This is a genomic window from Candidatus Ishikawaella capsulata Mpkobe (genome assembly GCF_000828515.1).
Lineage (GTDB): Bacteria > Pseudomonadota > Gammaproteobacteria > Enterobacterales > Enterobacteriaceae > Ishikawella > Ishikawella capsulata.
Genome location: NZ_AP010872.1, coordinates 501524 through 528012, shown reverse-complemented (window position 1 = coordinate 528012; position 26489 = coordinate 501524). Strand labels below are relative to the sequence as shown.

At 29.4% G+C, this 26489-nt stretch carries 25 protein-coding genes, 1 tRNA gene, 1 other RNA gene and 1 pseudogene; 17 read left to right on the top strand and 11 right to left on the bottom strand.

The genetic code is table 11. The annotated features are described in order from the left end of the window. Positions 1-832: 832 nt before the first annotated feature. Positions 833-1202: a transfer-messenger RNA gene (ssrA, locus tag ICMP_RS03360) on the bottom strand. 45 nt (positions 1203-1247) lie between these two features. Beyond that, on the bottom strand, positions 1248-1727 hold the full coding sequence (smpB, locus tag ICMP_RS02280) for an SsrA-binding protein SmpB (RefSeq protein ID WP_041070162.1): 480 nt from the start codon (positions 1725-1727) through the stop codon (positions 1248-1250). Between the two features lie 92 nt (positions 1728-1819). On the opposite strand from smpB, the gene ICMP_RS02275 reads away from it, so the two are divergent. After that, entirely contained in the window at positions 1820-2092 is a 273-nt protein-coding gene (locus tag ICMP_RS02275) for an RnfH family protein (RefSeq protein WP_041069528.1), read from the top strand. A gap of 233 nt (positions 2093-2325) precedes the next feature. Here the strand turns inward: ICMP_RS02275 and nadK are convergent, their stop codons facing one another. Beyond that, positions 2326-3222: an NAD(+) kinase gene (gene nadK / locus ICMP_RS02270; protein ID WP_041069525.1), complete on the bottom strand. Its 897-nt coding sequence runs from the start codon at positions 3220-3222 to the stop codon at positions 2326-2328. A 137-nt stretch (positions 3223-3359) separates the two neighbouring features. Here nadK and grpE point away from each other — a divergent pair, with 137 nt between their 5' ends. After that, complete coding sequence (grpE, locus tag ICMP_RS02265) at positions 3360-4025, top strand: nucleotide exchange factor GrpE (protein ID WP_041069522.1); 666 nt, start codon at positions 3360-3362, stop codon at positions 4023-4025. Positions 4026-4082: 57 nt separating this feature from the next. Here the strand turns inward: grpE and ung are convergent, their stop codons facing one another. After that, positions 4083-4769 carry a uracil-DNA glycosylase gene (gene ung, locus ICMP_RS02260; RefSeq protein ID WP_041069519.1) on the bottom strand — a complete coding sequence of 229 codons (687 nt, stop codon included), beginning with the start codon at positions 4767-4769 and terminating at the stop codon, positions 4083-4085. A gap of 141 nt (positions 4770-4910) precedes the next feature. Between ung and lepA the strand changes: the two genes are divergently transcribed. The 12 genes from lepA to sufE all read left to right on the top strand — a co-directional run bounded on the left by lepA (position 4911) and on the right by sufE (position 17282). Further along, a complete protein-coding gene (gene lepA / locus ICMP_RS02255) occupies positions 4911-6710 on the top strand; it encodes a translation elongation factor 4 (RefSeq protein ID WP_041069517.1) in 1800 nt (599 codons plus the stop codon). A 9-nt stretch (positions 6711-6719) separates the two neighbouring features. Further along, positions 6720-7655, top strand: coding sequence for a signal peptidase I (gene lepB / locus ICMP_RS02250; RefSeq protein WP_041069514.1), 936 nt, complete (start codon positions 6720-6722; stop codon positions 7653-7655). Between the two features lie 103 nt (positions 7656-7758). Then, positions 7759-8439 (top strand): ribonuclease III, encoded by a 681-nt coding sequence (gene rnc, locus ICMP_RS02245; RefSeq protein WP_041069512.1) that lies wholly within the window; start codon positions 7759-7761, stop codon positions 8437-8439. Then, positions 8436-9344 (top strand): GTPase Era, encoded by a 909-nt coding sequence (gene era / locus ICMP_RS02240; RefSeq protein ID WP_041069510.1) that lies wholly within the window; start codon positions 8436-8438, stop codon positions 9342-9344. Before rnc ends, era begins: the two co-directional genes overlap by 4 nt. A gap of 130 nt (positions 9345-9474) precedes the next feature. Continuing rightward, the gene (gene pdxJ, locus ICMP_RS02235) at positions 9475-10206 is read left to right on the top strand and encodes a pyridoxine 5'-phosphate synthase (RefSeq protein ID WP_041069508.1); all 732 of its coding nucleotides are present in this window, start codon (positions 9475-9477) and stop codon (positions 10204-10206) included. Then, entirely contained in the window at positions 10206-10589 is a 384-nt protein-coding gene (gene acpS, locus ICMP_RS02230; protein ID WP_041069505.1) for a holo-ACP synthase, read from the top strand. Before pdxJ ends, acpS begins: the two co-directional genes overlap by 1 nt. Positions 10590-11735: 1146 nt before the next feature. Then, complete coding sequence (locus ICMP_RS02225) at positions 11736-12068, top strand: iron-sulfur cluster assembly accessory protein (RefSeq protein WP_052456832.1); 333 nt, start codon at positions 11736-11738, stop codon at positions 12066-12068. A 6-nt stretch (positions 12069-12074) separates the two neighbouring features. Then, positions 12075-13562: a Fe-S cluster assembly protein SufB gene (gene sufB, locus ICMP_RS02220; protein ID WP_041069500.1), complete on the top strand. Its 1488-nt coding sequence runs from the start codon at positions 12075-12077 to the stop codon at positions 13560-13562. A 39-nt stretch (positions 13563-13601) separates the two neighbouring features. Then, on the top strand, positions 13602-14348 hold the full coding sequence (sufC, locus tag ICMP_RS02215; RefSeq protein WP_041069497.1) for a Fe-S cluster assembly ATPase SufC: 747 nt from the start codon (positions 13602-13604) through the stop codon (positions 14346-14348). Next, complete coding sequence (sufD, locus tag ICMP_RS02210) at positions 14323-15609, top strand: Fe-S cluster assembly protein SufD (RefSeq protein ID WP_041069495.1); 1287 nt, start codon at positions 14323-14325, stop codon at positions 15607-15609. Before sufC ends, sufD begins: the two co-directional genes overlap by 26 nt. After that, the gene (sufS, locus tag ICMP_RS02205) at positions 15599-16831 is read left to right on the top strand and encodes a cysteine desulfurase SufS (RefSeq protein ID WP_041069492.1); all 1233 of its coding nucleotides are present in this window, start codon (positions 15599-15601) and stop codon (positions 16829-16831) included. Before sufD ends, sufS begins: the two co-directional genes overlap by 11 nt. Before the next feature lie 13 nt (positions 16832-16844). Beyond that, entirely contained in the window at positions 16845-17282 is a 438-nt protein-coding gene (sufE, locus tag ICMP_RS02200) for a cysteine desulfuration protein SufE (protein WP_041069489.1), read from the top strand. Here the strand turns inward: sufE and pykF are convergent. Together pykF and ICMP_RS02190 are read right to left on the bottom strand one after the other, a co-directional pair. Next, the gene (gene pykF / locus ICMP_RS02195; protein ID WP_041069486.1) at positions 17277-18686 is read right to left on the bottom strand and encodes a pyruvate kinase PykF; all 1410 of its coding nucleotides are present in this window, start codon (positions 18684-18686) and stop codon (positions 17277-17279) included. The two genes, sufE and pykF, sit on opposite strands and share 6 nt — an antisense overlap. 134 nt (positions 18687-18820) lie before the next feature. Next, positions 18821-18893 (bottom strand) — tRNA-Val (locus tag ICMP_RS02190). Positions 18894-19070: 177 nt separating this feature from the next. Between ICMP_RS02190 and ICMP_RS02185 the strand changes: the two genes are divergently transcribed. Next, positions 19071-19679 carry a riboflavin synthase gene (locus ICMP_RS02185; protein ID WP_052456831.1) on the top strand — a complete coding sequence of 203 codons (609 nt, stop codon included), beginning with the start codon at positions 19071-19073 and terminating at the stop codon, positions 19677-19679. A gap of 248 nt (positions 19680-19927) precedes the next feature. Then, entirely contained in the window at positions 19928-20260 is a 333-nt protein-coding gene (locus ICMP_RS02180; protein WP_041069483.1) for a Grx4 family monothiol glutaredoxin, read from the top strand. 34 nt (positions 20261-20294) lie between these two features. Here ICMP_RS02180 and rnt read toward each other — a convergent pair whose 3' ends face one another. Continuing rightward, positions 20295-20969 (bottom strand): ribonuclease T, encoded by a 675-nt coding sequence (rnt, locus tag ICMP_RS02175; RefSeq protein ID WP_041069480.1) that lies wholly within the window; start codon positions 20967-20969, stop codon positions 20295-20297. A gap of 1043 nt (positions 20970-22012) precedes the next feature. Between rnt and tyrS the strand changes: the two genes are divergently transcribed. Beyond that, positions 22013-23263, top strand: coding sequence for a tyrosine--tRNA ligase (gene tyrS, locus ICMP_RS02165; protein WP_102032541.1), 1251 nt, complete (start codon positions 22013-22015; stop codon positions 23261-23263). Positions 23264-23409: 146 nt separating this feature from the next. Here tyrS and dtpA read toward each other — a convergent pair whose 3' ends face one another. From dtpA to ICMP_RS03440, 4 genes and pseudogenes are all read right to left on the bottom strand, one after another. Then, positions 23410-24885 carry a dipeptide/tripeptide permease DtpA gene (dtpA, locus tag ICMP_RS02160; RefSeq protein ID WP_041069474.1) on the bottom strand — a complete coding sequence of 492 codons (1476 nt, stop codon included), beginning with the start codon at positions 24883-24885 and terminating at the stop codon, positions 23410-23412. 125 nt (positions 24886-25010) lie between these two features. Next, a pseudogene (gene nth, locus ICMP_RS02155) lies at positions 25011-25639 on the bottom strand (endonuclease III). Continuing rightward, a complete protein-coding gene (rsxE, locus tag ICMP_RS02150; RefSeq protein ID WP_052456830.1) occupies positions 25632-26294 on the bottom strand; it encodes an electron transport complex subunit RsxE in 663 nt (220 codons plus the stop codon). The pseudogene nth and the gene rsxE overlap by 8 nt, the downstream one beginning before the upstream one ends. Before the next feature lie 27 nt (positions 26295-26321). Next, positions 26322-26489, bottom strand: coding sequence for a hypothetical protein (locus ICMP_RS03440; RefSeq protein ID WP_158386967.1), 168 nt, complete (start codon positions 26487-26489; stop codon positions 26322-26324).

Sequence of the window (26489 nt, the reverse complement as noted above, 5' to 3'; positions counted from 1 at the left end):
TAATAAGAATTAAATATCAGTAAAAATCAGATATAGTTAATTCATTATCATATTATGTATTTGTAAGTATATTAATTGTTATAGATATATCAATATTATCAACTAAATTGTACCACGCTGAATAGTAGCGATCAGTGGCATAATGTTTGTAAAATGTAATAATTTTAATATATACTTTTATTGCCTAATTACCTCCATCTCTTTTATATAAGAATTAATAACTTATTATCTCGCTAATTACAAGTGTAATTTGTATTGTTAGCGCTGTTATCTTCAGTAATACGTCAAGGCTATGAATTAATGTTTAATTTTTAGAGATATACTGATTCTTGATTCTTAGCTGTATGATTTTTGCGCTCTTTTTTGTGAAAAACATCCTTCAACCATGTCTCATACAAGATGGACTGATTGGTTTATAAGTGCAGTATCACTTTGTAATTACTATTATGGCATGAGCTCGAGTAGAGTGAAGTATTAAATAACTTAGTAAGATCAAAATAGGATGGCTAATATTAACCACTATCAGTTATATTATTGTGAATTAAGTTGGTAAGTATTATAAGTAATACAGAGGCAACTATATTTTATTAAATTTATGATTATTGGATCACCTGATAATGTTTCATAAAATTATACATTTTCAGATTATATAAAATTCCTATATATTCCCATTGTTTAAACAATAAATGTTTCAGGACTTAAATTAAAGAAGAATAATTAATCATCAATATATACCTTTTTGAAAATAATTTTAAAGATACTGTGACTATCAAAATCATCTATTATGCAATATCTTACTTTATAAGTCAGAAAAGTCATTTTCCACTATAATATATGGAGCTGGCGGGAGTTGAACCCGCGTCCAAAATTTCTATATCCTCGGTAACTACATGCTTAGTTCAATCTTTGAATTCACTTGTTAGTTTAGAGTGAACACATTACTAACAAATTAGCTTTACTGTTAATTTTAACGTTTTACTCTAAGCAAAGTATCCACGCGATCTCTATTGGTATTTTGACCTCTCTTTATCCTAATCTTAAGAGAATCGATTATAAGGAGAGAGGGCTTTAATCAGTTATTAAGCTGCTAAAGCGTAGTTTTCGTCATTTGCGAATATTTGTTGCGGTTTATTAACGAGGCCTACCGCACCTCGGCATGCACCTAGGGTTTCGATAATTCTGTCAAATCCAAAATCAGCCCCAACGGTTAAATTATAGGAGAATATATCTTACAATGCAATATTAATTTAATATTTTTGTTTTTTTAAGAGACGTTTTTTATATACTTCCCATTCTCTTTTTTTTATAGTGGAACGTTTATCATGATATTTTTTTCCTCGAGCAATACCTATTGTAATTTTACACCATGCATTTTTCCAGTAAAGTGAAAGTGGGATAGAGGTATAACCATCTCGATTAATGTAATTGTATATTAGCTTTATTTCTTGTCGATTAAGTAATAATTTACGAGGACGTACTGCTTCACAGATGATATGTGATGATGCCATAGCTAAAGGTTGAAATGTAGCTCCAAAGAGATAAGCCTCACCTTTTTGAAGTGAAATATAACTATCTGTAATATTTATTTTTCCTGCACGAATGGCTTTCACTTCCCATCCTTCTAAAACAATTCCAGCTATTAACTCCTTCTCAATATTATATTTATAATATGCACCTTTATTTTTAGTAATAATACTGGAAGGTATGTTATCTTTTCTTTTATTTATCATATTACTATTAATTTTTATTAAAAAACTGCATTTTATAACACTATAGTTTATAGTGAACTATTATTCTTAAATATTAAAAATAAATTCTTATGTGTGATATTTTAGTAGAAGTAGTTTATGCATTATCTGAAAAACAATATATAAGTAAAGTTAAATTAACAAAAGGAAGCATTGTAAAAGATGCAATTCAGGCATCTGGCATATTAAATGTACATCCTGAAATAAATTTTTATACTAATAAATTTGGGATTTATGGCAAGTTAGTAGAATTAAATAAAATTTTATCAGATAAAGATCGCGTAGAAATTTATCGCCCAATAATCTCTCATCCCAGAGAATTACGTTATCGGAATTATAAATAATGTAAACAAATATTTTTCCTTTTCAGTTAAGGTGTATTTTGTGTTCAAAATCGTCATATGATGCCTTATTTACATGTCGTTCTTGAATTGAATGCAAATAAAAGTATCTATGATTTACCATAGGACTATTTTGGAAAATAGATCTCTCTATTACAGGATTTTAACATAATATCTAATATTAATACAGTTTGAACTCTATATGTAGTAGAGTAGAAGACAGATATGGAGGTATGTTATTGATTTTTATACTTATATGGTATATTTTTAGCCCATCCTAATTTAGAGCTTAAAGTATGAAAATAATCATAATTTTTAGGATGTATTAAGTTTAAAAAATGCTCACTCTGGTGAATTAATACTTCTTCATCTTTATCAATCGGTATCGTAATTTGACTATCACAGCTAATTTTTAGATTACTACATAATGAAGAAAAACGTAAGCGAATCCTACTCTGACTACCTATCACTAATACTCTCGATGATAAAGTATGTGGGAACATAGGAACTAAAGAAATCGCATTTAATGAAGGAGTTAAAATTGGACCTCCAGCAGAGAATGAATAAGCAGTTGATCCAGTAGGTGTAGAAATAATTAAACCATCAGAACGTTGTGAAAAAGCAAAAATATCATCTATATACACTTCAAATTCTATCATATGAGCTATTTTACCTGAATGTATTATTACTTCATTAACAGCTCTACCAAGATCCTTTAGATCTTCACTTTTATATAATTGCACTTCTAATAAAAAGCGCCTTTCTAGATAAAAATGTCCGTTTAAAACATCATTTAGCTGTTGTTTCATATTATTCGGATTAATATCCGTTAAAAAACCAAGGTTTCCTCGATTAACTCCTATGACTTTAATATCATGATATGCTAATACACGTGCGGCTCCCAACATATTGCCATCACCACCTACTACTATAGCCAAATCAGCATATTTTCCAATATCCTCTAATGTATGATGTTTTGTATTTTTTAATGATAAGAGATCAGCTATTTTTTTTTCTACAATCACTTCATATCTACTAGCTTTAAGCCAATTATACAGCATTGCATGTGTCTCTAATATATGAGGATGATTAGTATTACCAACTATACCAATACAGTGAAAATATCTCTGCATATCAAGTATATCTCCTTGACTTTAATAAAGTAAAATTATTATAGTAAATAATATGATATATTACCTTGAATAACGTACAAAATATCCCCATAGTGATCTGTTACTGATACTAATTGCATTCAATGTGGAGCACATTCATGAGTAACAAAGAACCATATGTAAAGAGCAAACAAACGTCTGGAGACTATATACAACAAGATCTGCAAGATGCCAATGAAAAATCGTCATCTAATCCAAAAGAAAAAATTAAATGTCATGATGAAAAACCAATATTTCATTGTAGTGATACTATTGATAGTAAATTAGACGAAATATATGATACACGTATAGCTGCTTTAGAAAAACAATTAACTCAACTACAAAATGATTTACGTGATACAAGATTGAGAGCACAAGCAGAAATAGAAAATATTCGTCGTCGTACTTCAATAGATATTGAAAAAGCACATAAATTTGCATTAGAAGATTTTACGAATGAATTACTTCCAGTAATAGATAGTTTAGAATCAGCCTTAGAAGCAGCTAATAAAGAAAATACTGCGTTGTCCAATATGATTACAGGCATTGATTTAACATTAAAATCCTTACTGAAGGTTATCAGTAAATTTGGAGTTAAAATTATTAATGATATAAATATCCCTTTTAATCCAGATGTACATCAAGCAATGTCCGTTATTGAATCTAATGAAGATAATGTAGCAAACAATTATATAGTACAAGTTATGCAACGCGGTTATATACTTAATGGACGCTTATTACGTCCAGCTATGGTAATAGTTGCAAAAAAAAAGATTAACTCCTAAAGATAAAGATCTGTTTGATTAAATTAATAAACAGCTATTTCATGCTAAAATGGCTGTTTATGGTATTTTTCGTAATTTTGGTATCCAGTTTATGGGTTGCTTACCTATTTGTTTCAAAATATTATTTGCTTGAGAAAAATGATGACATCCTAAGAACCCGCGATGTGCAGATAAAGGAGAAGGATGCGGTGCTTTCAGTAAGTAATGAATGCTATCATCAATTAAGTAACTTTTTTTTTGTGCATGAGAACCCCACAACATAAAAATTACCTTTTTACAATTATTGTTAATAACAGAAATAACCTTATCAGTAAAAAATTCCCAACCCAAATTCTTATGAGAAAATGCTTTTTTTGCTTCGACGGTTAATACACTATTAAGCAACATAACTCCTTGTTGAGACCAGCTCTCTAAAAAACCATGATTCGGCACTTGAAATCCTAAAATGTCGTTTTCTAATTCTTTATATATATTTCCTAACGATGGTGGTATAGCTATTCCAGGTTGCACTGAAAAAGCTAAACCATGCGCTTGATTCTGTCCATGATAAGGATCTTGTCCTAATATAACTATTTTTACTTCATGAAGTTTGGTTAAAGTAAAAACTTTAAATATATTTTTATAGGCAGGATAAATAGTTACTCCTGCTGCACGTTGTTTAGCAAGATATTCCATTATATTAATGAAATACTTTTTTTTTCTTTCGGGATTTAATGTGTTATACCATGTTATTTCATGATTCATTTTATATAGCAATACTATCAATGTTATTAATTAACTAATTTTTAATCTAAATTAAGTTAATTATTCATTCCATAATTGAATTATTATAGATATGTATATATATTATAAATTTAATAAATTAAATAAACATATTCATATTCAATGAATAAAATAAGAAATTTTTCTATTATTGCTCATATTGATCATGGTAAATCAACTCTTTCTGATCAATTTATTAAGATATGTGGTGGCTTAAGTCATCGAGAAATGGCTTCACAAGTACTGGATTCTATGGATTTGGAGAGAGAACGCGGAATTACTATCAAAGCACACAGTGTAACACTAAATTATAAAGCAAAAAATAATGAAGTGTATCAATTAAATTTTATTGATACTCCAGGCCACGTGGATTTTTCGTATGAAGTTTCTCGTTCTTTAGCTGCCTGTGAAGGAGCATTATTATTAGTTGATGTTACTCAAGGGGTAGAAGCGCAAACCTTATCAAATTGCTATGCAGCTATGGATATAAATCTTGAAATACTAATTGTCCTAAATAAAATAGATTTATCTTCTGGGGATCCCCAACGCATCTCTCAAGAAATAGAAGATATTATCGGGATTAGTGCAAGTGATGCTATTCAGTGTTCTGCAAAAACTGGTATTGGTGTAATTGAATTGTTAGAAAGAATAGTCAGGGATATTCCTCCTCCTCAAGGAAATCCTAACGCTCCATTACAAGCGTTAATTATCGACTCTTGGTTTGATAATTATCTAGGAGTAATATGTCTAATACGTATTAAAAATGGCACTATAAAAAAAGGTGAAAAAATAAAAGTTATGAGTACAGGATGTATTTATAATGTTGAGCGTATAGGAATTTTTTCACCAAAACAAATAGATAAAAAAGAATTAATATGTGGTGAAGTAGGTTGGTTAGTTTGTACTATTAAAGATGTTTTTGGTGCTCCTGTAGGGGATACTTTAACAGGAGCATATCATAGCGCAGACAAAGCATTACCAGGATTTAAAAAAATTAAACCACAGGTATATGCTGGAATTTTTCCTATGTATTCTGAACAATATCAATCTTTCCGCGATGCTTTAAACAAACTCAGTTTAAATGATGCTTCTTTTTTTTATGAATCAGAAAGTTCTATGGCGCTTGGATTGGGATTCCGCTGCGGCTTTCTGGGTTTATTACATATGGATATTATCCGAGAACGTTTAGAGAGAGAGTATAACTTAAATTTAATTACTACAGCTCCGACAGTAATTTATGAAATACAAACAAATAATAATGATATATTTTATGTAGATAATCCTGCTAAATTACCTCCATTAAACAATATAAAAGAACTACGTGAACCAGTCGCTGAATGTAATATTTTACTTCCTAAAAAATATATAGGTAATGCAATTACTCTTTGCACGGAAAAGCGGGGTGTTCAAAGAGATATAATCTATCATGGAAATCATGTATCTATAATATATGATATTCCTCTAGCTGAGTTAGTAGTCAATTTTTTTGACACACTTAAATCCACTTCTAAAGGGTATGCTTCTTTACAATATAACTTTAAGTATTTCCAATGTTCTGATATGGTACGTGTAGATATTCTCATTAATGCAGAACCGGTAGATGCCTTAGCATCTATTATACATCGCAAAAGTGCACAAAACTATGGTCGTGAAATAGTCAATAAAATGAAAGAACTAATTCCGCGTCATCAATTTGATATTGTAATTCAAGCTGCCATTGGGCATCACATTATAGCACGTTCAACTATAAAACAACTTCGTAAAAATGTCCTTGCCAAATGTTATGGCGGTGATGTAAGCCGCAAAAAAAAATTATTAAAAAAGCAAAAAGAGGGTAAGAAAAGGATAAAACAAATAGGTAATGTTAAATTGCCTCAAGAAGCATTTATGGCAATTTTACAAATTGATAAAGATAGAAAATAAGGTAATATTATGGGTGAGAAGTATAATTTAATTTTAATTATAGCAATAATAGTCAGCGTAATTATGTGTCTTATAAATATTTTATCAATTAATAATGATTATTACCTAGAATATGCTAATAATATATGTAAAAAAGAACATCTCTTAAACTATTGTAAAACTATAGGATCTGCATTTCCTATGTTAACTATAGTTTTTTTGTTACGTTCTTTTGTGTGTGAACCATTTCGGATTCCGTCTGCTTCTATGATGCCTACATTGCTAATAGGTGATTTCATTTTTGTGAAAAAATTTTCTTATAATATTCAAATACCATTTTTAAAAAAATTAATCCATATTAAACCGCCAAAGCGGGGCGATATTGTAGTATTTAGATATCCTCCAAACCCTAAATTATATTATATTAAACGCATCATTGGCTTACCAGGAGATAAAATTACTTATGATGTTAATAAAAAAGTCCTAATAATAACTCCAAATTATCTTCAGAATATTATTAGCAAAAAAGAATTACCTATAAATTATTCTAATATTCAATCCAGTAACTTCATTCAAGTATTCAATAATGCTAATTATAACATAATTGCTGATAGATTTTATAAAGTTCCACAAAATAAAAAAATATTTGGAGGGTATCGTTTACTGATGCGCACGGAAACATTAGATAATGTTAGTCATGATATCTTATTTATTGATAAGTTACCTAATCAATTAAACATGTATTATCACCAACCTGGTCAAAAAGAAGGCTCTTGGTTAGTACCTAAAGACCAATATTTTATGATGGGGGATAATCGAGATAATAGTGCTGACAGCCGTTATTGGGGTTTTGTTCCTGAAGGTAATTTAATTGGTAAAGCTGTTATAATTTGGTTAAGTTTTGAAAAACAAGAAGGAAAATGGCCGACCGGTATTAGATTGAGTCACATCGGTTATATTAATTAACCAAATTTAACTACATACTTGTGATGTATGTGCTATTAGATATGTCGTTATTTAATAAATAATTTTCTTAAATCATATTTTTCAAAAGAAAAACTGGAATTACATGAAATCTATACAGATTGCTAAACTTCATGATAAGTTAGGCTATACTTTTTCTAATTTGGAATTATTACAGCAGGCACTTACACACCGAAGCGCTAATATTCATCATAATGAGCGTCTTGAATTTCTAGGTGATTCTATTCTTAATTATGTTATAGCAAATGCTCTGTACCATCGTTTTCCCTGCGTCAATGAAGGTGATATGAGTAGAATGCGAGCAACTTTGGTACGTGGTCATACATTAGCTAAAATAGCAAAAGAATTTGATTTAGGAGAATATCTATATCTTGGACCTGGTGAATTAAAAAGCGGTGGATGTAGTCGTGAATCGATTTTAGCCGATACTATTGAAGCACTAATAGGTGGGATATTTCTTGATAGTAGTATACAAATAGTCGAGAATTTGATTCTAAAATGGTATCAAAAGCGTTTAGAACAAATCAGTCCTGGTGAAAAACAAAAAGATCCAAAGACACGTTTGCAAGAATATTTACAATCATGTCATTTACCATTGCCCTATTATTTTGTCAATCAAGTAGAAGGTGAAGCTCATGATCAAGAGTTTACTATTATATGTAATGTCAGTGGATTAGATAAACCACTAGTAGGAGTGGGTCCAAGTCGCCGTCAAGCAGAGCAACATGCTGCTGAGCAAGCATTAAATAAATTAGGAATTCAATGAAAACAGAAAAAACTACTTATTGTGGTTGTGTAGCAATTATTGGACCACCAAATGTTGGTAAATCTACACTATTAAATCAGTTACTTGATAAGCAAATTTCTATTACTTCTAATAAACCACAAACTACACGTCACTGTATTATGGGCATTCATACTGAGGATGTCTACCAAATAATTTATTTAGATACTCCTGGTTTTCAGGTAAATAGCAAATATGTAATTAATAGTCTTATGAATAGGATAGCTAGTAGATCTATAAAAGAAGCAGATTTAATTATCTTTGTGGTAAATGGAACAGTATGGACAAAAGATAATGATATCGCACTTGATAATCTAAGGAAAAATAAAATTCCTATAATACTAGCTATTAATAAAATAGATCAAATTAAAAAAAAAAATATTTTACTTCCATATATTAAATATATTAGTCAAAAAATTAATTTTATCGATATAGTTCCAATCTCTGCAATAACAAAAAAAAATATTCATGTAATATCTAATATTGTAAAACAGTATCTTCCTCATTCAAAACATCATTTTCCTTCAAATCAGGTTAGTAATCGTTCAGAATGTTTTATTGCTTCAGAAATTATCCGTGAAAAGTTAATACATTCTCTTAATGCTGAATTACCTTATTCTTTAACGGTAAATATCGAAAAATTTATAAAAAATGATTATGGTATATATAATATCAAAAGTATAATTTTTGTAGAAAAAATAGGGCAAAAAAAAATAATTATTGGTAGTAAAGGTAATAAAATTAGGAAAGTGAGGATTGAAGCTGAATATAGCTTACAGAGAATATTTCTCTCAAAAATAGATCTTGAATTATGGGTAAAAATTAAGGAAGGGTGGAGAAATAATAAATATTTATTACGTAATTTAGGCTACATAGAAGATATCTAGATTATAAAGAATATTTACCAATTATTTAATATAAATTACATTATTTCCTACTTATTAAATATTGATATCATCAATAACGACAATAGCGATCTTTTGCTTTAGAGTGATAAAAATGACTAAAGAGTATAAAATGACAAATATTTTATTAGGCGTTAATATTGATCATATTGCTACTATACGTAACACACGTGGCCAAAATTATCCTGATCCTGTACACGCTGCTTTTATCGCTGAACAATCAGGAGCAAATAGTATAACATTGCATTTACGTGAAGATCGTCGTCATATTAAAGACAGAGATGTATATATTTTACGGGATACTATACAGACAAAAATGAACCTTGAAATGGCGATTACTGATGAAATGATTAAAATAGCTTGTGATATTAAACCTGATGTATGTTGCTTAGTGCCAGAAAATAGGCAGGAATTAACTACTGAAGGTGGATTAAATATATTATTGAATAAAAAGAAAGTTAATAATGCCGTAAAAAAACTACAAGAGGAAGGAATTTTAGTTTCTTTGTTTATTGATGCTGACTATAATCAGATAGACGCTTCTATTGCTAGTGGAGCAACTTGTGTAGAAATTCATACCGGTAAATATGCCGAAGCAAAAGATGACATAGTTCAAGATAATGAATTTTTACGTATACGTCAAGCTGTTAATTATGCAGCTAAATTGGGTTTGAAAGTTAATGCTGGTCATGGACTTAATTACCATAATGTAACACAAATTGCATCCGTGAAACAAATAAATGAACTCAATATTGGTCATTCTATTATAAGCTGCGCTACAATAGAAGGATTATCTGAGGCGGTCAAAAAAATGAAATATCTTTTAAAAAGAGCACGTGATTAATGGCTATTATTGGATTAGGAATGGACATTATTGAAATTGCACGTATTTCTAATATTATTAAGCATTCAGGAAATCGTTTAGCACGTCGAATACTTACTCAAAGAGAATGGTTACAATACAATAAGCATCATCCTAACCAAGTACGATTTTTAGCAAAACGTTTTACAGTCAAAGAGGCTGCATTAAAAGCATTTGGTACGGGGATAAGTAATGGAATTACTTTCAATCAGTGTGAAGTATACAATAATAAATTAGGCAAGCCGGGTTTACATTTTTTTTCAAATGCTGCAGATATTGCAAAGGAATTAGGGGTTAAAACTATTCATGTTACATTAGCAGATGAACGTTATTATGCTTGTGCAACAGTTATTTTGGAAAGTTAGAAATGAAAAAATATGTTACTCTATATTAGTAATATATTGATAATGATATTATATATCATAAAAATATTGCCAACAACGTAGAAAAATAGCAGCGATTAATGTACCGATAATAATCCCATATACACTAACTCCCCAGTAGCAATAAGTACCAGATAGGTATTTTAATATCTTTTCCTACTAGACGGGGAATCATAATATTCTCCACTATGGATTGTAGGATAAAATAGGCATACATAAGCCACCAATAGCCCACAAGTAAATAGCTGCGGGAATCAATATTCCAGGAGTTTCTATTGCTGGTATTAGCGAGATCATCATGAGAAATTTCCCTAAAACATTAGCTTCAATAGCACCCAACCCATAAGGTAGAAAGCCAATCCTCCTAATATCCCTCTTACCAAAGTTCCTTTAGTAGCTATTGAAACATCCGCAAAAACCATGAATGAGCTGTTTTTTACATGTATACTTCTAAGAATTACTTTTAATAAGTATTCTCTATCTTTTAGGAAAAAGAATAAAATACAAAGCATAATACAAACATTTATAGCAAAGCTAAAAGTATTTTTGCTGATAATAAAGCCACGACTCGCTAAGTATTGACTAAGGTGAAATAGAATTTGCTAAATTTTGACCTGAATATCAAATGCATTAGATAATTTATATCCCTTTAATAAACAGACTATTATTTTATTTGGGGGAAATATTGAATATAATATGCCAAAAATTGACTAATTGACATAGCCACCTTTTAGTTTTATAAAAATTATCGCTAAAATAGCTGCCGAAAGAATAGAAGAAGTATAAGGTCGTAATATGTTAAAAAAAATGATGTAACAAAGGTGAATATTAAAACAAAAATATTTTATTAAATTATCTATAATTCATATTAATTACTGAACATATTTCTTATACTTATCAATTAATCATTTGATATGAATATATGTTTGTGATTACAATATAAAATAATTATAAATATATTTTAGATAGTATAAATGAGCTAATAGACTATACTATGGTCAATAACAGCAACAATTTTTGAAAAATTTTTATTTTATTGCTTAAAAATGTATTTTATAATATTTATTGTAAATATACATATTATTTATTATATAAAATATAACCTCATTTTTAAGAAGAGATGTCATAATGTGGAAAGGATTAACTATGACTCCAAATGCTGTGAAAAAAATGGAAAATCTTATACAAAGAGATTCTGAAGCTAAAGGAATACGTCTGAATATTAAAAAATCTGGATGTGCAGGATTTGAGTATGTTATGGATTTAGTCAAAAAAAAAATCAAAGATGATCTGACCTTTACCACAGCGGGTGTTACCTTATTCGTATCTCCTGAGGTTATGCCATTAATTGATGGAACAGAAATTGATTATCAATTTGAAGGACTAAATGAATGTTTTAAATTTAACAACCCCCAAGCACAAAATTTGTGTGGATGTGGGGAAAGTTTCAGTGTTGAGTAAATAAACATGTCTGAAGAATATAAAAACACCAAAAATATAAACCACTTGAACCCTGATATTTCTTATAAACAAGGTTTTTTTACACATCTAAAAACGGATGAACTAGAACGAGGTATTAATGAAAATGTAGTGCGTGCAATTTCCGCAAAGCGTAATGAACCCATATGGATGTTACAGCGACGTCTTGAAGCCTTTAAAGCTTGGATAAAAATGGAAGAACCGCATTGGTTAAAAGCACATTATGATAAGTTAGACTATCAAAGTTATAGCTATTATTCAGCACCTATCTGTGATCATTATGAGGAGAGTGATAAGTCCCATTTACCAGCAGATCAAAACAATCAAAGAGATAGATATTTAACCAAAGAAGTTGAATCTGCCTTCGAGCAGTTAGGCATACCAGTAAAAGAAAATAGTGAATTAGCCGTAGACGCAATATTTGATTCTGTGTCTGTAGCTACAACATGTCGTAATAAATTAGCAAAAGAAGGTATAATTTTTTGTTCATTCAGTAAAGCAGTAATTGAATATCCTGAATTAGTAATGAAATACTTAGGTACAGTAGTGCCATATAATGACAATTTTTTTGCCGCCCTAAATTTTGCAGTAGCCTCTGATGGTACTTTTATATATATTCCTAAAGGAGTTTATTGTCCTATAGAATTATCTACTTACTTTCGTATTAATGCAGAAAAAACCGGACAATTTGAACGCACTCTCTTAATAGCTGATGAAGATAGCTATGTAAGTTATATTGAAGGTTGTTCTGCTCCCGTACGTAATAATTATCAACTTCATGCAGCAGTGGTAGAAGTGATAGTCCATAAAAATGCTGAAGTAAAATATTCGACTGTACAAAATTGGTTTCGTGGAAATCAAGAAGGTAAAGGAGGTATTTTAAATTTCGTTACAAAACGAGCGATATGTGAAGGTTATAATAGTAAAATGTCTTGGACTCAGTCGGAGACAGGTTCAGCTATTACCTGGAAATATCCCAGCTGTATTTTGCAGGGTGATAATTCTATCGGAGAATTTTATTCTGTAGCTTTGACAAGTCATTATCAGCAAGCTGATACTGGTACGAAAATGATACATATAGGCAAAAATACTAAGTCTACTATTATATCTAAAGGTATTGCTTTGGGAAAAAGTCAAAATACTTATCGTGGCTTGGTAAAAATAATGCCTACTGCTTATAATGCTCGTAATTTTACTAGATGTGATTCAATGTTAATTGGTAGCGATTGTAGTGCACATACCTTTCCATATATTGAAACTATTAATAATAGTGCAACATTAGAACATGAAGCAACTACATCACGAATAGGAGAAGATCAAATTTTTTATTGTATGCAACGTGGAATTAATGAAGAAAATGCAATTTCAATGATTGTTAATGGTTTTTGTAAAGATGTTTTGTCAGAATTACCACTTGAATTTGCTGCAGAAGCACAAAAATTATTATCCATTAACCTTGAACATAGTGTTGGATAAACAGAAATAGTTTATTTCTAGTATTTCCAGAGGAAAAATATGTTAAGCATTAACAATTTACATGTTAGTATCAAAGATAAAATAATTTTGTGTGGATTAAATCTTGAAGTAAAACCAGGTGAAGTACATGCTATTATGGGACCAAATGGATCCGGCAAAAGTACTCTTTCTGCAGTGTTAGCAGGAAGAGAAGATTATAAAATAATTAATGGAAGTATTAGATTTAAAGATAAAGATTTACTAAATTTCTCTCCTGAGGAAAGAGCAGGTGAAGGTATTTTTGTAGCATTTCAATATCCTACAGAGATTCCTGGTGTAAGTAATCAATTTTTTTTATATAATGCTCTAAATGCGGTGAGAAAATATAGAAAACAATCTGAAGTCGATCAATTTGATTTTCAAAATATTATTCAAAAGAAAATCAAATTATTAAAAATGCCAAAAGATTTATTAAGTCGCTATGTAAATGTAGGTTTTTCAGGTGGAGAAAAAAAAAGAAATGATATTTTACAAATGAGTATCTTACAACCAGAATTATGCATTCTTGACGAAACTGATTCTGGTCTAGATATTGATGCTTTGAAAATAGTAGCTAATGGTATAAATAGCTTGCACAATGGACAACGTTCTTTCATTATAGTTACTCATTATCAACGAATTCTTAATTATATTAAACCAGATTTAATTCATGTGCTTTATAATGGTAAGATAATAAAATCTGGAGATTTTGCTCTGGTAAAACAGCTAGAGGAGCAAGGATATGGCTGGCTCGCCAATCAAAAATAATAAAGCTCTGCAGCACTGGAGTTATATTTTTGAATCAAGAAAAAACAATCACTCAACTAATGCTAAATATCATTGGGAAAAATTTAGGCAACTTGGTTTGCCAAATAATAAAGATGAGAATTGGAAATATACACCATTAAATAAATTATATGCACAGAATTTTTCTATAGCACCTTCATATAATTTAAGTTCTGACCAAATAAAAAAATTTGCATTACCTCTAGATGCAGTACGTTTAGTATACTTTAATGGATATTTGCAATATAAAATTAGTGATATAGATAATGACACCTTCCAAATTCATAATATACCTGCCCATGAAGATTATTCTATCCCACGAGCAATTTGTTCAGAAGTATTTCTTCATTTGACAGAAAGTTTATTAGAAGAAATTACTATAATTAACTTATTAAGTGATCGACCTAATGATGTTAGTTCACTTTATCTTCTACATATTACTAGTGGAGAAGATAACTCTCTTAATACAGTAAATTATCGACATCATTTACATTTAACAGGAAATACACATATACAAGTTATAGAACATTATGTAAGTTTAAATACAATTGGTCATTTTACTGGCACACGTTTCACTATATCATTAGGGAATAACACGAGACTAACACATATTAAATTAGTGTGTGAAAACAGTGAAAGCTATCATTTTGCTCATAATGATATTATATTAGCACACAAATCCCAAGCTAGTACCATTAGTTTCTTTATAGGAGCAAAATTATTACGTCATAATACTAGTGCACAATTAAATGATAAAAGTGCAGAATTAATTATAAATACATTGTCATTACCAATTAATAAGGAAATACATGATAGCCGGAGCTATGTGGAGCACAATAAAGGTTATTGTAGTAGCTATCAATTACATAAAACCATTACATGTAATCAAGCTCGTTCAATCTTTAATGGTATAATTAAGGTATCAAAACATGCACTAAAAACTGATAGTAAAATGTTAAATAATAATTTATTAATAGGAACATTGGCGGCAGTATATACAAAACCCCAATTAGAGATTTATGCGGATGATATAAAATGTAGTCATGGTGCCACTGTTGGTCATATTGAATATGAGCAAATTTTTTATTTACGTGCTCGCGGTATCAGTGAAAGTTTTGCCAAAAATATAATTATTTATGGTTTTATAGAAGATTTAACTGGAATGCTTAAAAACAATATAATACGTAAACTAGTATTAGAGCGTATAGCATGCCGTGTTCCAGGAGATAAATATGAATTTTGATATTGAGGAAGTTAGAGCAGGTTTTCCTATATTAAAAAAAAAAATAAATGGTTATCCATTAGCCTATTTCGATAGTGCAGCGAGTGCTCAACGTCCATTAAATGTAATAAAGGCAGAAAATTCTTTTTACCAAAACAGATATGCAGCTGTGCACCGCGGGATTCATTCGTTGAGTACTCAAGCAACATCCGCTATGGAAAAGGTACGATATCAAATAAAATCTTATTTAAATGCCAATTTTTCAGAAGAAATTATATTTGTAAAAGGTACTACTGAAGCTATTAATTTAATTGCTAATAGTTGGGGGGGAAGTCAATTAAAAAGAGGTGATAATATTATCATCACTGTAATGGAACATCATTCTAATATTGTTCCTTGGCAGATAATTGCTGAACGAACAGGTGCATATGTGAATGTATTATCGGTAATGCAGAATGGTGAATTAGACTTAGATAAATTAGAAAAAATTATTAATGATCGTACAAGATTATTAGCAGTGACACATGTTTCTAATGTATTAGGAACTATTAATCCCATTAAAGATATTGTTAATGAAGCCAAAAAAGCTGGGATAGTTACTGTTATTGATGGTGCACAGGCAATAATGCATCAAATAGTTGATGTTCAGGATATTGGCTGTGATTTTTATGTATTTTCTGGTCATAAAATGTATGGACCTAATGGTATTGGTGTACTATATGGACGAAAAGAATTATTAGAAATCATGCCCCCGTGGGAGGGTGGCGGATCTATGATAAATAAAGTAGTCTTACCTACTGGAACAACTTTTAATCAAATACCATGGCGTTTTGAAGCGGGAACGCCTAATACTGGAGGAATTATTGGATTAGGAGCTGCTATTTCTTATATAAAATCACTGGGTTTACATAACATTCATGAATATGAAAATATGTTAATAAATTATGCTTTAACTGAACTTAACTCAATACCAAATATTATCATATATGGACCTAAAGTTCGCACTGGAGTAATTGCTTTTAATTTAGGAAAATATCATGCATATGATGTTGGGTGTTTTTTAGATAAATATGGCATTGCTATTCGTACTGGTCATCATTGTGCAATGCCATTGATGCAACATTATGAGGTACCAGCTATGTGTCGAGCCTCGTTTGCATTTTATAATACTATTGAAGAAATTAATAGATTAGTTACAGCATTAAAACGTATTAATTATCTATTAGACAGTATAGATAAATAGGAAAAATTAACAAATGGTGTTACCAGATAAATACAAAATATTACGCAATTTTAATTCTTATTCAAACTGGGAAGATAAATATCTTTACATAATTTCATTAGGTAGTAACTTATCATCAAGTTTATCAGATATTTTGCATAAACCTGAGTATATTATTTCCGGTTGTCAGAGTCAGGTTTGGATTCGTATGGAATTACAATCTGATGGTACTATTTTTTTTCAAGGAGATAGTGATGCATCTATTGTTAAAGGTTTAATAGCTATAGTTTTTAGTTTATACCAAGGAATGAATGCTAAGGAAATTTTAGAATTTGATGTATTTCATTGGTTGAAAAAATTTAATTTAACAAATTATCTCACGCCTTCAAGAAGACAAGGAATAGAATCTATCATTAAGAATATTCGTTTAAATGCTGAATCCTTAGCTTACAATAGAGTAAAAACATTATAGTATATGAACTGAAGTAGTATTAGTAGTACCGCTAGACACTAGAGCACCAGAGACCATAATAGCCATATCACCTTTTTTAGCATATCCACATTGTAGCGCAATTTCTTTACTCACACGATAAAAATCGTCTGTTGAAGATATTTTAGGCACTAAATGAGTTTCAATTCCTCTAGTGAGGATTAACTGATTTGCTGTTATTCGATTAGTAGTAAGAGCAAGAATCATCGCATTTGGAAAATATTTACGAATTGACTTAGCGGAATTACCACTTTCTGTAGCTACGATAATAAGAGGAGAATCTAATTTTTCAGCTGTTTCAACAGCACAACGACATACGGCTTCAGTGAGAGATAATTTATTAGCATAATAATTATAAAGTCGGGGTTTAATAATATCGTCTGTTCTTGTACAAATTTTAGCCATTATGCTAACAGATTCTACTGGATAGCTGCCCTTTGCGCTTTCTCCAGATAACATAACTGCATCGGTACCGTCTATAATGGCATTTGCCACATCTCCTGCTTCTGCTCTAGTAGGTCTGGGATGTTTTATCATTGAATCCAGCATGTGTGTAGCAGTAATTACGATTTTACCAACTTTATTACATTTATTTATCATCATTTTCTGGGCAAAAATAACTTCTTCTACAGGTATTTCAACACCTAAATCACCACGTGCTACCATAATACCATCTGAAACATCTAAAATTTCTTCAAAATTATTTAATCCTTCTTGATTTTCAATTTTAGAAATTATCTGAATATTCTGCCCACCGTGATTTTTTAAATATTTACGGATCTCCAGAACATCTGAACGTTTTCGAATAAACGAAGCGGCTATAAAATCTACTTTTTGCTCACAACCAAAAATTAAATCACACTTATCTTTTTCTGCTAATGCTGGTAACCTAACAGATACTCCTGGCAAATTAATTCCTTTATTTTCGGATAATTCTCCATCATTTAAGACCTTACATATCACGCTATCATCCGTTATTTTAATTACTTTCATAGCAATAAGGCCATCATCAATAAGTATGATATTACCGATATTTACATCTTTTGCTAAACCACTATAAGTTACAGCAACACATTCTTTGTTGCCAATTATAGATTGATCTGTAGAAAAAGTAAAAAATTGCCCTGCTGTTAATGATACATCATTACTATTTTTTAATTTCATGGTTCTAATTTCAGGACCTTTAGTATCTAGTAAAATAGCCACTTTGTAGCCTGTGTTTTTTATAACATTTCGCATATTATTTATACGTTTACTATGTTCTGCATAGTCACCATGAGAAAAATTTAGACGCATGACATTCATACCACATTTTAATAATTTAGTTAACATCTCTTCAGATTCAGACTTTGGTCCTATAGTACAAACTATTTTAGTTTTTTTCATAAAAGTATATTATCTACAATTTACGTATAATTTTTTACTATATATCTTTAAAAGATAAATTCGTAAAAACAATACAGGGGAATACAGATATTAAAGTATTGTTAATAAAAAAAATTACACTAGCCAATTTATAATGCGTTCTAATGGAATTGAACCATTGACCTTCACCACGTCAAGGTGATGCTCTACCATCTGAGCTAAGAACGCCTGTATCTATTCATATTCGATAGGAATAATTATATCGCGTACGTTTTTATTAAAATAGCATTTTATAAAAATAAAATTAATATTTCTTATATTATTGTAACATAACACAATTATTAAGTTAAAACTTTTTATAAAATTTTACTATTTTTATATTCTTAAATTTAATAGGGAATCCTCATGTTTTCAGGTATAGTTCAAGCAACAGCTAGAATTGTGGATATAAAGGAAAAAAAATATTGTGTAACACACGTATTGCAGTTACCTCAAGAATTATTAACAGACCTAAGTTTAGGAGCATCAATAGCAAGTAATGGTTGCTGTCTTACTGTAACAGAAATAAATAGTAATTTAGTAAGTTTAGATTTAATAAAAGAAACTTTGAAAATTACTAATCTCAGTAATATCTCTATAGGAGATATCGTAAATATTGAGCGTGCAATAAAATTTAATAATGAAATTGGTGGACATCTCATGTCAGGTCATATCATAACAACTGCGGAAATAACTGAGATAATTAATTTAGAAGATAATTATAAAATTTGTATGAAATTACATGATAACAATTATATGAAGTATATAATGCATAAAGGGTTCATTGGAATCGAGGGTGTTAGTTTAACAGTAGACAAAGTTAGGGAAAATGATTTCTCTGTTCACCTTATTCCAGAAACTTTGAAGAATACTAATTTGGGAATAAAAAAATTAAATGATACACTAAATATAGAAATTGATTCCTATACCCAAATAATTGTTAATACTGTAGAAAATATACTACTTAAAAAATGATAAATACACATTCAGAATTATCTGTGCTATTATCTTCAAAAATATATTTTTTAGATAAATTATATCAAATTTTGATGCAGAATAAATTGCACATATTAAATTTTGACATTCAAATACACATCAGATGCTATTAAATATTCAGGCAATAAATACTTTATTGAAATTAATTATACGAAAAGTTATTTTTTTGCAAAATTATTTTATATAATATAATAAATATATGTAAATTTAATATTAGGAAAATGATTATGGATATTACAGAAAAAATAAAAAATCAGATAGCAAAAAATCCTATTTTAATATATATGAAAGGTTCGCCAAATTTACCTAGTTGTGGTTTTTCGGCTCAAGCAATAAAAGCACTTTCCGCGTGTGGTGAACGTTTTGCTTATATAGATATTCTTCAAAATAACGATATACGTATGGAGTTACCTAAATATGCAAATTGGCCAACTTTTCCACAGTTATGGATTGATGGCAAATTAATAGGAGGATGCGATATCATCATGGAAATGTACCGTAATGGAGAATTACAAAAACTAATAAAAGTTACTGCTGAAAAATATAAAAATAGAGAATAAATATAAGCCGATGTTAATTCGGCTTATATTTAAATTATTTGGATACTTTTAGTGTGATATTGTTTTCAAAAAAACAAATAGGCCAACCACCTAATCTTTTCCATCTATTCACAATTTCACAAAAAAGTATAGCTGTTTGTTCTGTATCATAAAGAGCTGAATGTGCCATTGTATCATCGAAGTTTACACCAGCAGCTTTACAGGCTTTTGCGAGCACAGTTTGTCCCAATACTAACCCACTTAACGAAGCAGTATCAAATGTAGCAAAAGTATGGAAAGGGTTTTGTTTGAGTCCAGTGCGTTCTACAGCTGCCATAATAAAATTATGATCAAAATTTGCATTATGAGCTACCAAAATGGCTTTATTACAATAGTTATCTTGAATACCTTTATATACCATACCAAAGATGGCATGCAAAGCATCATGTTCACTAACTGCACCACGTAAAGGATTATTTGGATCTATTCCATTAAATGCTAGTGCTTTAGGATTCAAAATAGCTCCTTGAAAAGGTTGAATATGAAAATGCATGATATTATCATGTAATAACCAACCATCTTCATCCATTTTAAAAGTTGCTGCTGCAATTTCTAATAATGCATCAGTTTGAGCATTAAAACCAGCTGTTTCAACATCTATGACTACAGGATAGAAACCACGAAAGCGTTGATTTAACGCATTGAATTTATTTGATTTAGGTTCAGACATTATTATCTCAAAAGTGATGTAAAGCCTATGTACTATTTAAAATAATTAGGTAAATTATCAGGAAAGAAATGTAATTCAATATATCCTTATTCATAATTATTTATTAGATAATTTGATAAATCTTGTTATATAATTATTATTTTTGTAAAAATACAACACATATAGTATTTAAAATATATATCAGCAATAATATACTAATTTCACTTTTATAATCCAATAGTTGTTAAAAACTAGTTAATTTTTATAAATATAATATATAAATAATTATTTTGATTTCATCAACGCAAAAAAAATTTTTTATTAGATTATATAATCTGATCAATTTATCATTGATTTAATAAATAATAATTGCTAACTAATTCTTAATTTAAATTAATAAATATGCATATAACCTATTTACTAGTTTTGTACACATAATACTTTTGACTGAAATATCACAAAATGAGTTCTGCTATATAATAGCAATATTTTAAAAAATTTAGTTAGATAATGATCTTTAATATAAAATAAGATAAACTAAATTAAGATTTATACTCATCAGAAATTTACTCATATTAGACGTGAATACAACTTCGGCACATTACGTCGCAAGGATTTACCTAAACACCTTATAAAGTTGTTTGACAAGTGGTTTTTCAATTATCAGGCATAAATATACCTGATCCTACAGCAATGATAGTTGCTACAGTAGATGAACATGGACAACCGTACCAACGTACGGTATTGTAGAGGCATAAAATTTTTTACTAACTTAAACAGCAGAAAAGCAAAACACTTTTTATTATTTAATTCAAAAATTTCCGCACATTTATACTGGCCACATGTAGAACGTCAAGTTATGATTTGAGGGAAAGAAATATTTTCAGCATCGTCCTAGAGAGAGTCAAATCGGAGCATGGGTATCAAAACAATCTAAATGCATCAGATCGAGAAGTATTTTTGAAAATTTTTTTAGCAATGAAAAAACGATTTACGCATAATAAAATTTATTGCCATTAAAAACTACTATACAATGTAGAAAATAAATTAATTTGGAGTTATTAATGAGCCGGACTACCTTAATACAGACATTACATGAAAGAGGATTGATAGCTCAAGTAACAAATGAAAAAATGTTATCTAAAATATTACAAGAAAAATCAATAACTGTTTATTGTGGATTTGATCCTACCGCTAGCAGCTTGCATTTAGGACATTTAATTCCCTTAATAATTCTTAAATATTTTCAAAATGCAGGACATAAACCTATTATATTAATAGGCGGTGCTACCGGATTAATTGGTGATCCAAGCTTTAAAGCAATGGAGCGCAAGCTTAATAATAAAGAAAATATTAATAAATGGCTAGAAAAAATTAAGATACAAGTTAAAAATTTTTTAAATTTTGATAGTAGTGAAAACAGTGCTATTACACTTAATAACTATGATTGGTTTAGTAAAATGAATGTTTTAAGTTTCTTGCGTGATATTGGTAAGCACTTTTCAGTCAATCAAATGATTAATAAAGAAGCAGTAAAGCAACGTTTAAACCGTGATGAACAAGGTATATCATTTACCGAATTTGCTTATAATATTTTGCAAAGTTATGATTTTGCTTATTTAAATCAATCATATGGTGTAAAATTGCAGATTGGAGGATCTGATCAATGGGGTAATATTATTACCGGTATTATGTTAACTAAACGTCTATATAAAAATGAAGTTTTTGGTTTAACAGTACCCTTGTTAACAAAACATGATGGAACTAAATTTGGCAAAACTGAAAATGAATCAATATGGTTAGATGCAAAAAAAACTAGTCCATATAAATTTTATCAATTTTGGATCAATATTTCGGATAAGGATGTTTATCGGTTTCTTAAGCTATTTACTTTTCTCAGTGTACAAGAAATTAATTCTTTAAAAATAAAAAATGCACAATACGTATTAGCTGAATATGTTACCCGTCTAGTACATGGGAACGAGGGATTAATAACTGCGCAACGTATCACCATAGGTCTTTTTTGTGGTGATTTAAAAAAATTAACTAAATTAGATTTAGAACAGTTAGCTCAAGATGGAATATCAAATATCACTCTTCAACAAAATGCAGATTTACCACAAGTATTAGTTGATGCTCATTTAGCTCCTTCCAGAAGTCAAGCTCATAATATGATTAATTCTGGAGCAATATTAGTAAATGGTCAAAAACAACATAATGTTAAATATACATTTTGTAATAAAGATAAGCTTTTTGGTAAGTTTACTTTAATATGTAGAGGGAAAAAACACCATTGTTTAGTAATTTGGAAATAAATATATTTTTTTCATGAATGTCAGAACTGTTAAGAAAAGATTTTATCTATATGAAATATTTTAGGAGTATTATATAAATAAAAATCTTTTCTCGCATTTAATAATTTTTACAATGAAATGCTCTTTTTATTGTAAAATATTTTATATCACATATTCGTAGATTGATTGCCTATCAAACGATTAATTAAAGGTGCGGATATCAGCATAAATGCACCAATTATTGCGGTGATAACTCCTATTTTTAGAAAAACATGGCTATAATTAGCCAGTAATAATATAGGATCATTATTAGACGGTGCTGCCATAAGAGTTGCTATCTTACCTGCAATTACTGAAGCCCCTGCGTTATTCAGAAACCAAGCCCCCATGATAAAACCCATCAGATTTCGTGGTACTAATCTTGCAATCATAGCTAATCCTAAACCAGCAATCATCAATTCACCAATACTTTGCAAAGCATAACTAGAAATTAACCAATAAACAGAAACTATACCTTTACTATTAGCAAAGATAGCTCCTAAAGGAAGGACTAAAAAAGATAAGGAGCAAAACATCATACCAATAGCAAATTTATGTGGCATAGGTAATTTATCACCTAATTTATTATAAATCACAGCTAATATAGGACTAAATACTATAATCCAGAAAGGATTTAAGGCTTGATATTGAGTTGGTTCAAATTTTAGACTAAAAATACTGTGTTCAACATTATGTATAGCAAAGAAATTTAATGATGTTGGCATCTGCATATAAAGTACGAAAAACACAATTGCTTCTAACATCAATAAAAAAGCAGCTATCATTTCACTACGTGCATTGTTTTTTAATAAAAAAACTTGTTTTATAAAGATTATTATGATAATAGAGCTAATTACGCATATGGTTATATTAGTTACTATTTGATGATGTAATAACCAAGTTGCTAAAACAATAATACTGATAATACCAGTTATAGTGACAAATAGTTTATTGAAATTTAATGGTAAAAAATCCGGTGTAGAACCATAATCTTTTACCACATGTTGAAAGAAAAGAAAATTTATTAATGTTATTAATAAGCCAATAACTGAAAGTGAAAATGCTACATTCCAATTATACTTGGCCGCTAACCATGGTGTTAATATCATGGCAAACAGAGAGCCAATATTAATAGACATATAAAACATAGTAAAAGCACTATTAATACGTGGATCTTCTTTTTCATAGCATCGAGATAGTAAAGAAGAGGGATTAGCTTTAAACAAGCCACTTCCTACTGCGATGGTAGCCATACCTAAGTAAACCATATTTAAGTTATTATTACATAAAGCTATAAATACATATCCTAATGATAATACTAATAAACCTAGTATAATTACGCGTTTTGTACCAAGTACGTTATCACCTAACCATCCTCCAACTGCTACCAGCCCATACACTAGAGCATTAAAAGAAGCAAACAAATTAATAGAATTAGATTCAGACATTCCTAATTGTTTCACTAGGTATACAGCGATAATTGCTTGTAAGCCGTAGTAACCAAAACGCTCCCAAATCTCAATAGAAAAAATTAAATAAAATGCTTTTGGCTGCTTAAATGCATTTTTTGTAATAGTATTATCTAGTTTATTTACACTTGACACATATACCTCAGTCAGTTTATAGTTGTTGAAAGTTTCCGGTATAAGAGATATATATCTTATACTAAAGTTTAGAGTTCAAAGTATTATATGTTTTGGTCATTTATAAAATATTCATTAAGTAAGTGTTATTTAAATTTATTATTATATTCACATAAATCTTCAATTAAACATGAAGAACATTTTGGTTTTCTTGCAATACATATATAACGACCATGTAACATTAACCAATTATGACAATTTATTTTAAATTTTTCTGGAGTGACTTTTAATAACTTTTTCTCTGTTTGCTCAATAGTATTGCTCTCTACAAAACCAGTACGATTACATACCCGAAAAACATGAGTGTCCACAGCAATAGTGGTTTGACCGAAAGCAATATTTAACACTACATTAGCTGTTTTCTGTCCTACTCCTGGAAGGGATTTCAGGGCTGTCAAAGATGCCGGTACTTTTCCTCTATATTTTTGAAGGAGAATCTGAGATGTTTGAACTATATTTTTGGCTTTATTATTAAATAAGCCAAGAGGTTGGATATAATCTGTGATCCCTTGAATACCAAGATTAATCAAGCTCTCTGGAGTGTTTGCAATAGAATACAGTTTGGTAGTTACTTGGCCTTTTTATCAGTAGATTTTGCAGACAACATTACTGCTATTAATAACTCGAAATTAGAAGTGAAATTAAGTTCACTTATAGGATAAGGATTATTATTGTGTAATCTATATAAAATATGTACACGTTTTTCTTTATTCATGTACTTTTAATATCCTTTTGTTAATCATAAACTCTGATATATTTTTTATATATTGATAGGCAATATTCTTTAAGGCTATTAATAATCCTAAAATCATCAAACCACCGGCCGGCAATTTTGCTATTATAATAGGAGAATTTAGATGCATCACTTGAATGCGTAAATAAGTAGCCCAAGAGCCAAACTGCTGAGAAGCATTATCAAATATTATTCCATTAGCTATAATCTCACGTACTAATGCTAATACAAACATTTCACTTATAATATTTATGCTATTTTTTATTCCATTTAATCCTGCCGGAATAATTTCATTAGTATAAGCTATTGTTTCTGCTTCGCGGATAATATTACAATTAGCAATAATTAAAGGTAAAAAAAAATATATATTTTTATAGATACTATATACATAAGCATGTATTAACATCTGCAAGCAAGTTATAATTCCAGAGATGATTATCATATATATAGGGAAACGTATATCTGTTGGTATACAACGCCTTAATGCAGAAATAATCATATTATTAATAGTTGTAATTAGCATTATAATCACACCAAATACTAAAGCATTACTTACAGTAGAAGTAACTGCTATTATAGGACATAGATTGAATAAATTACTTTTTTTACAACTACTATTACATTGATTTTTCATCATAATCATGTTCATTAGTGAGTAAATGGCTTATATATGACTAATATCTAATATATTTTTCGTAATATTTGCTGTACTAGTCATTTTATGAGATAAGATAATAGGTTCAGTAATATTATTTACAATGGCTATTATACTTATAACAATAACAGTGTATAACCATAAGGTAATACTGTTTTTATAAATGTTATTTAACAT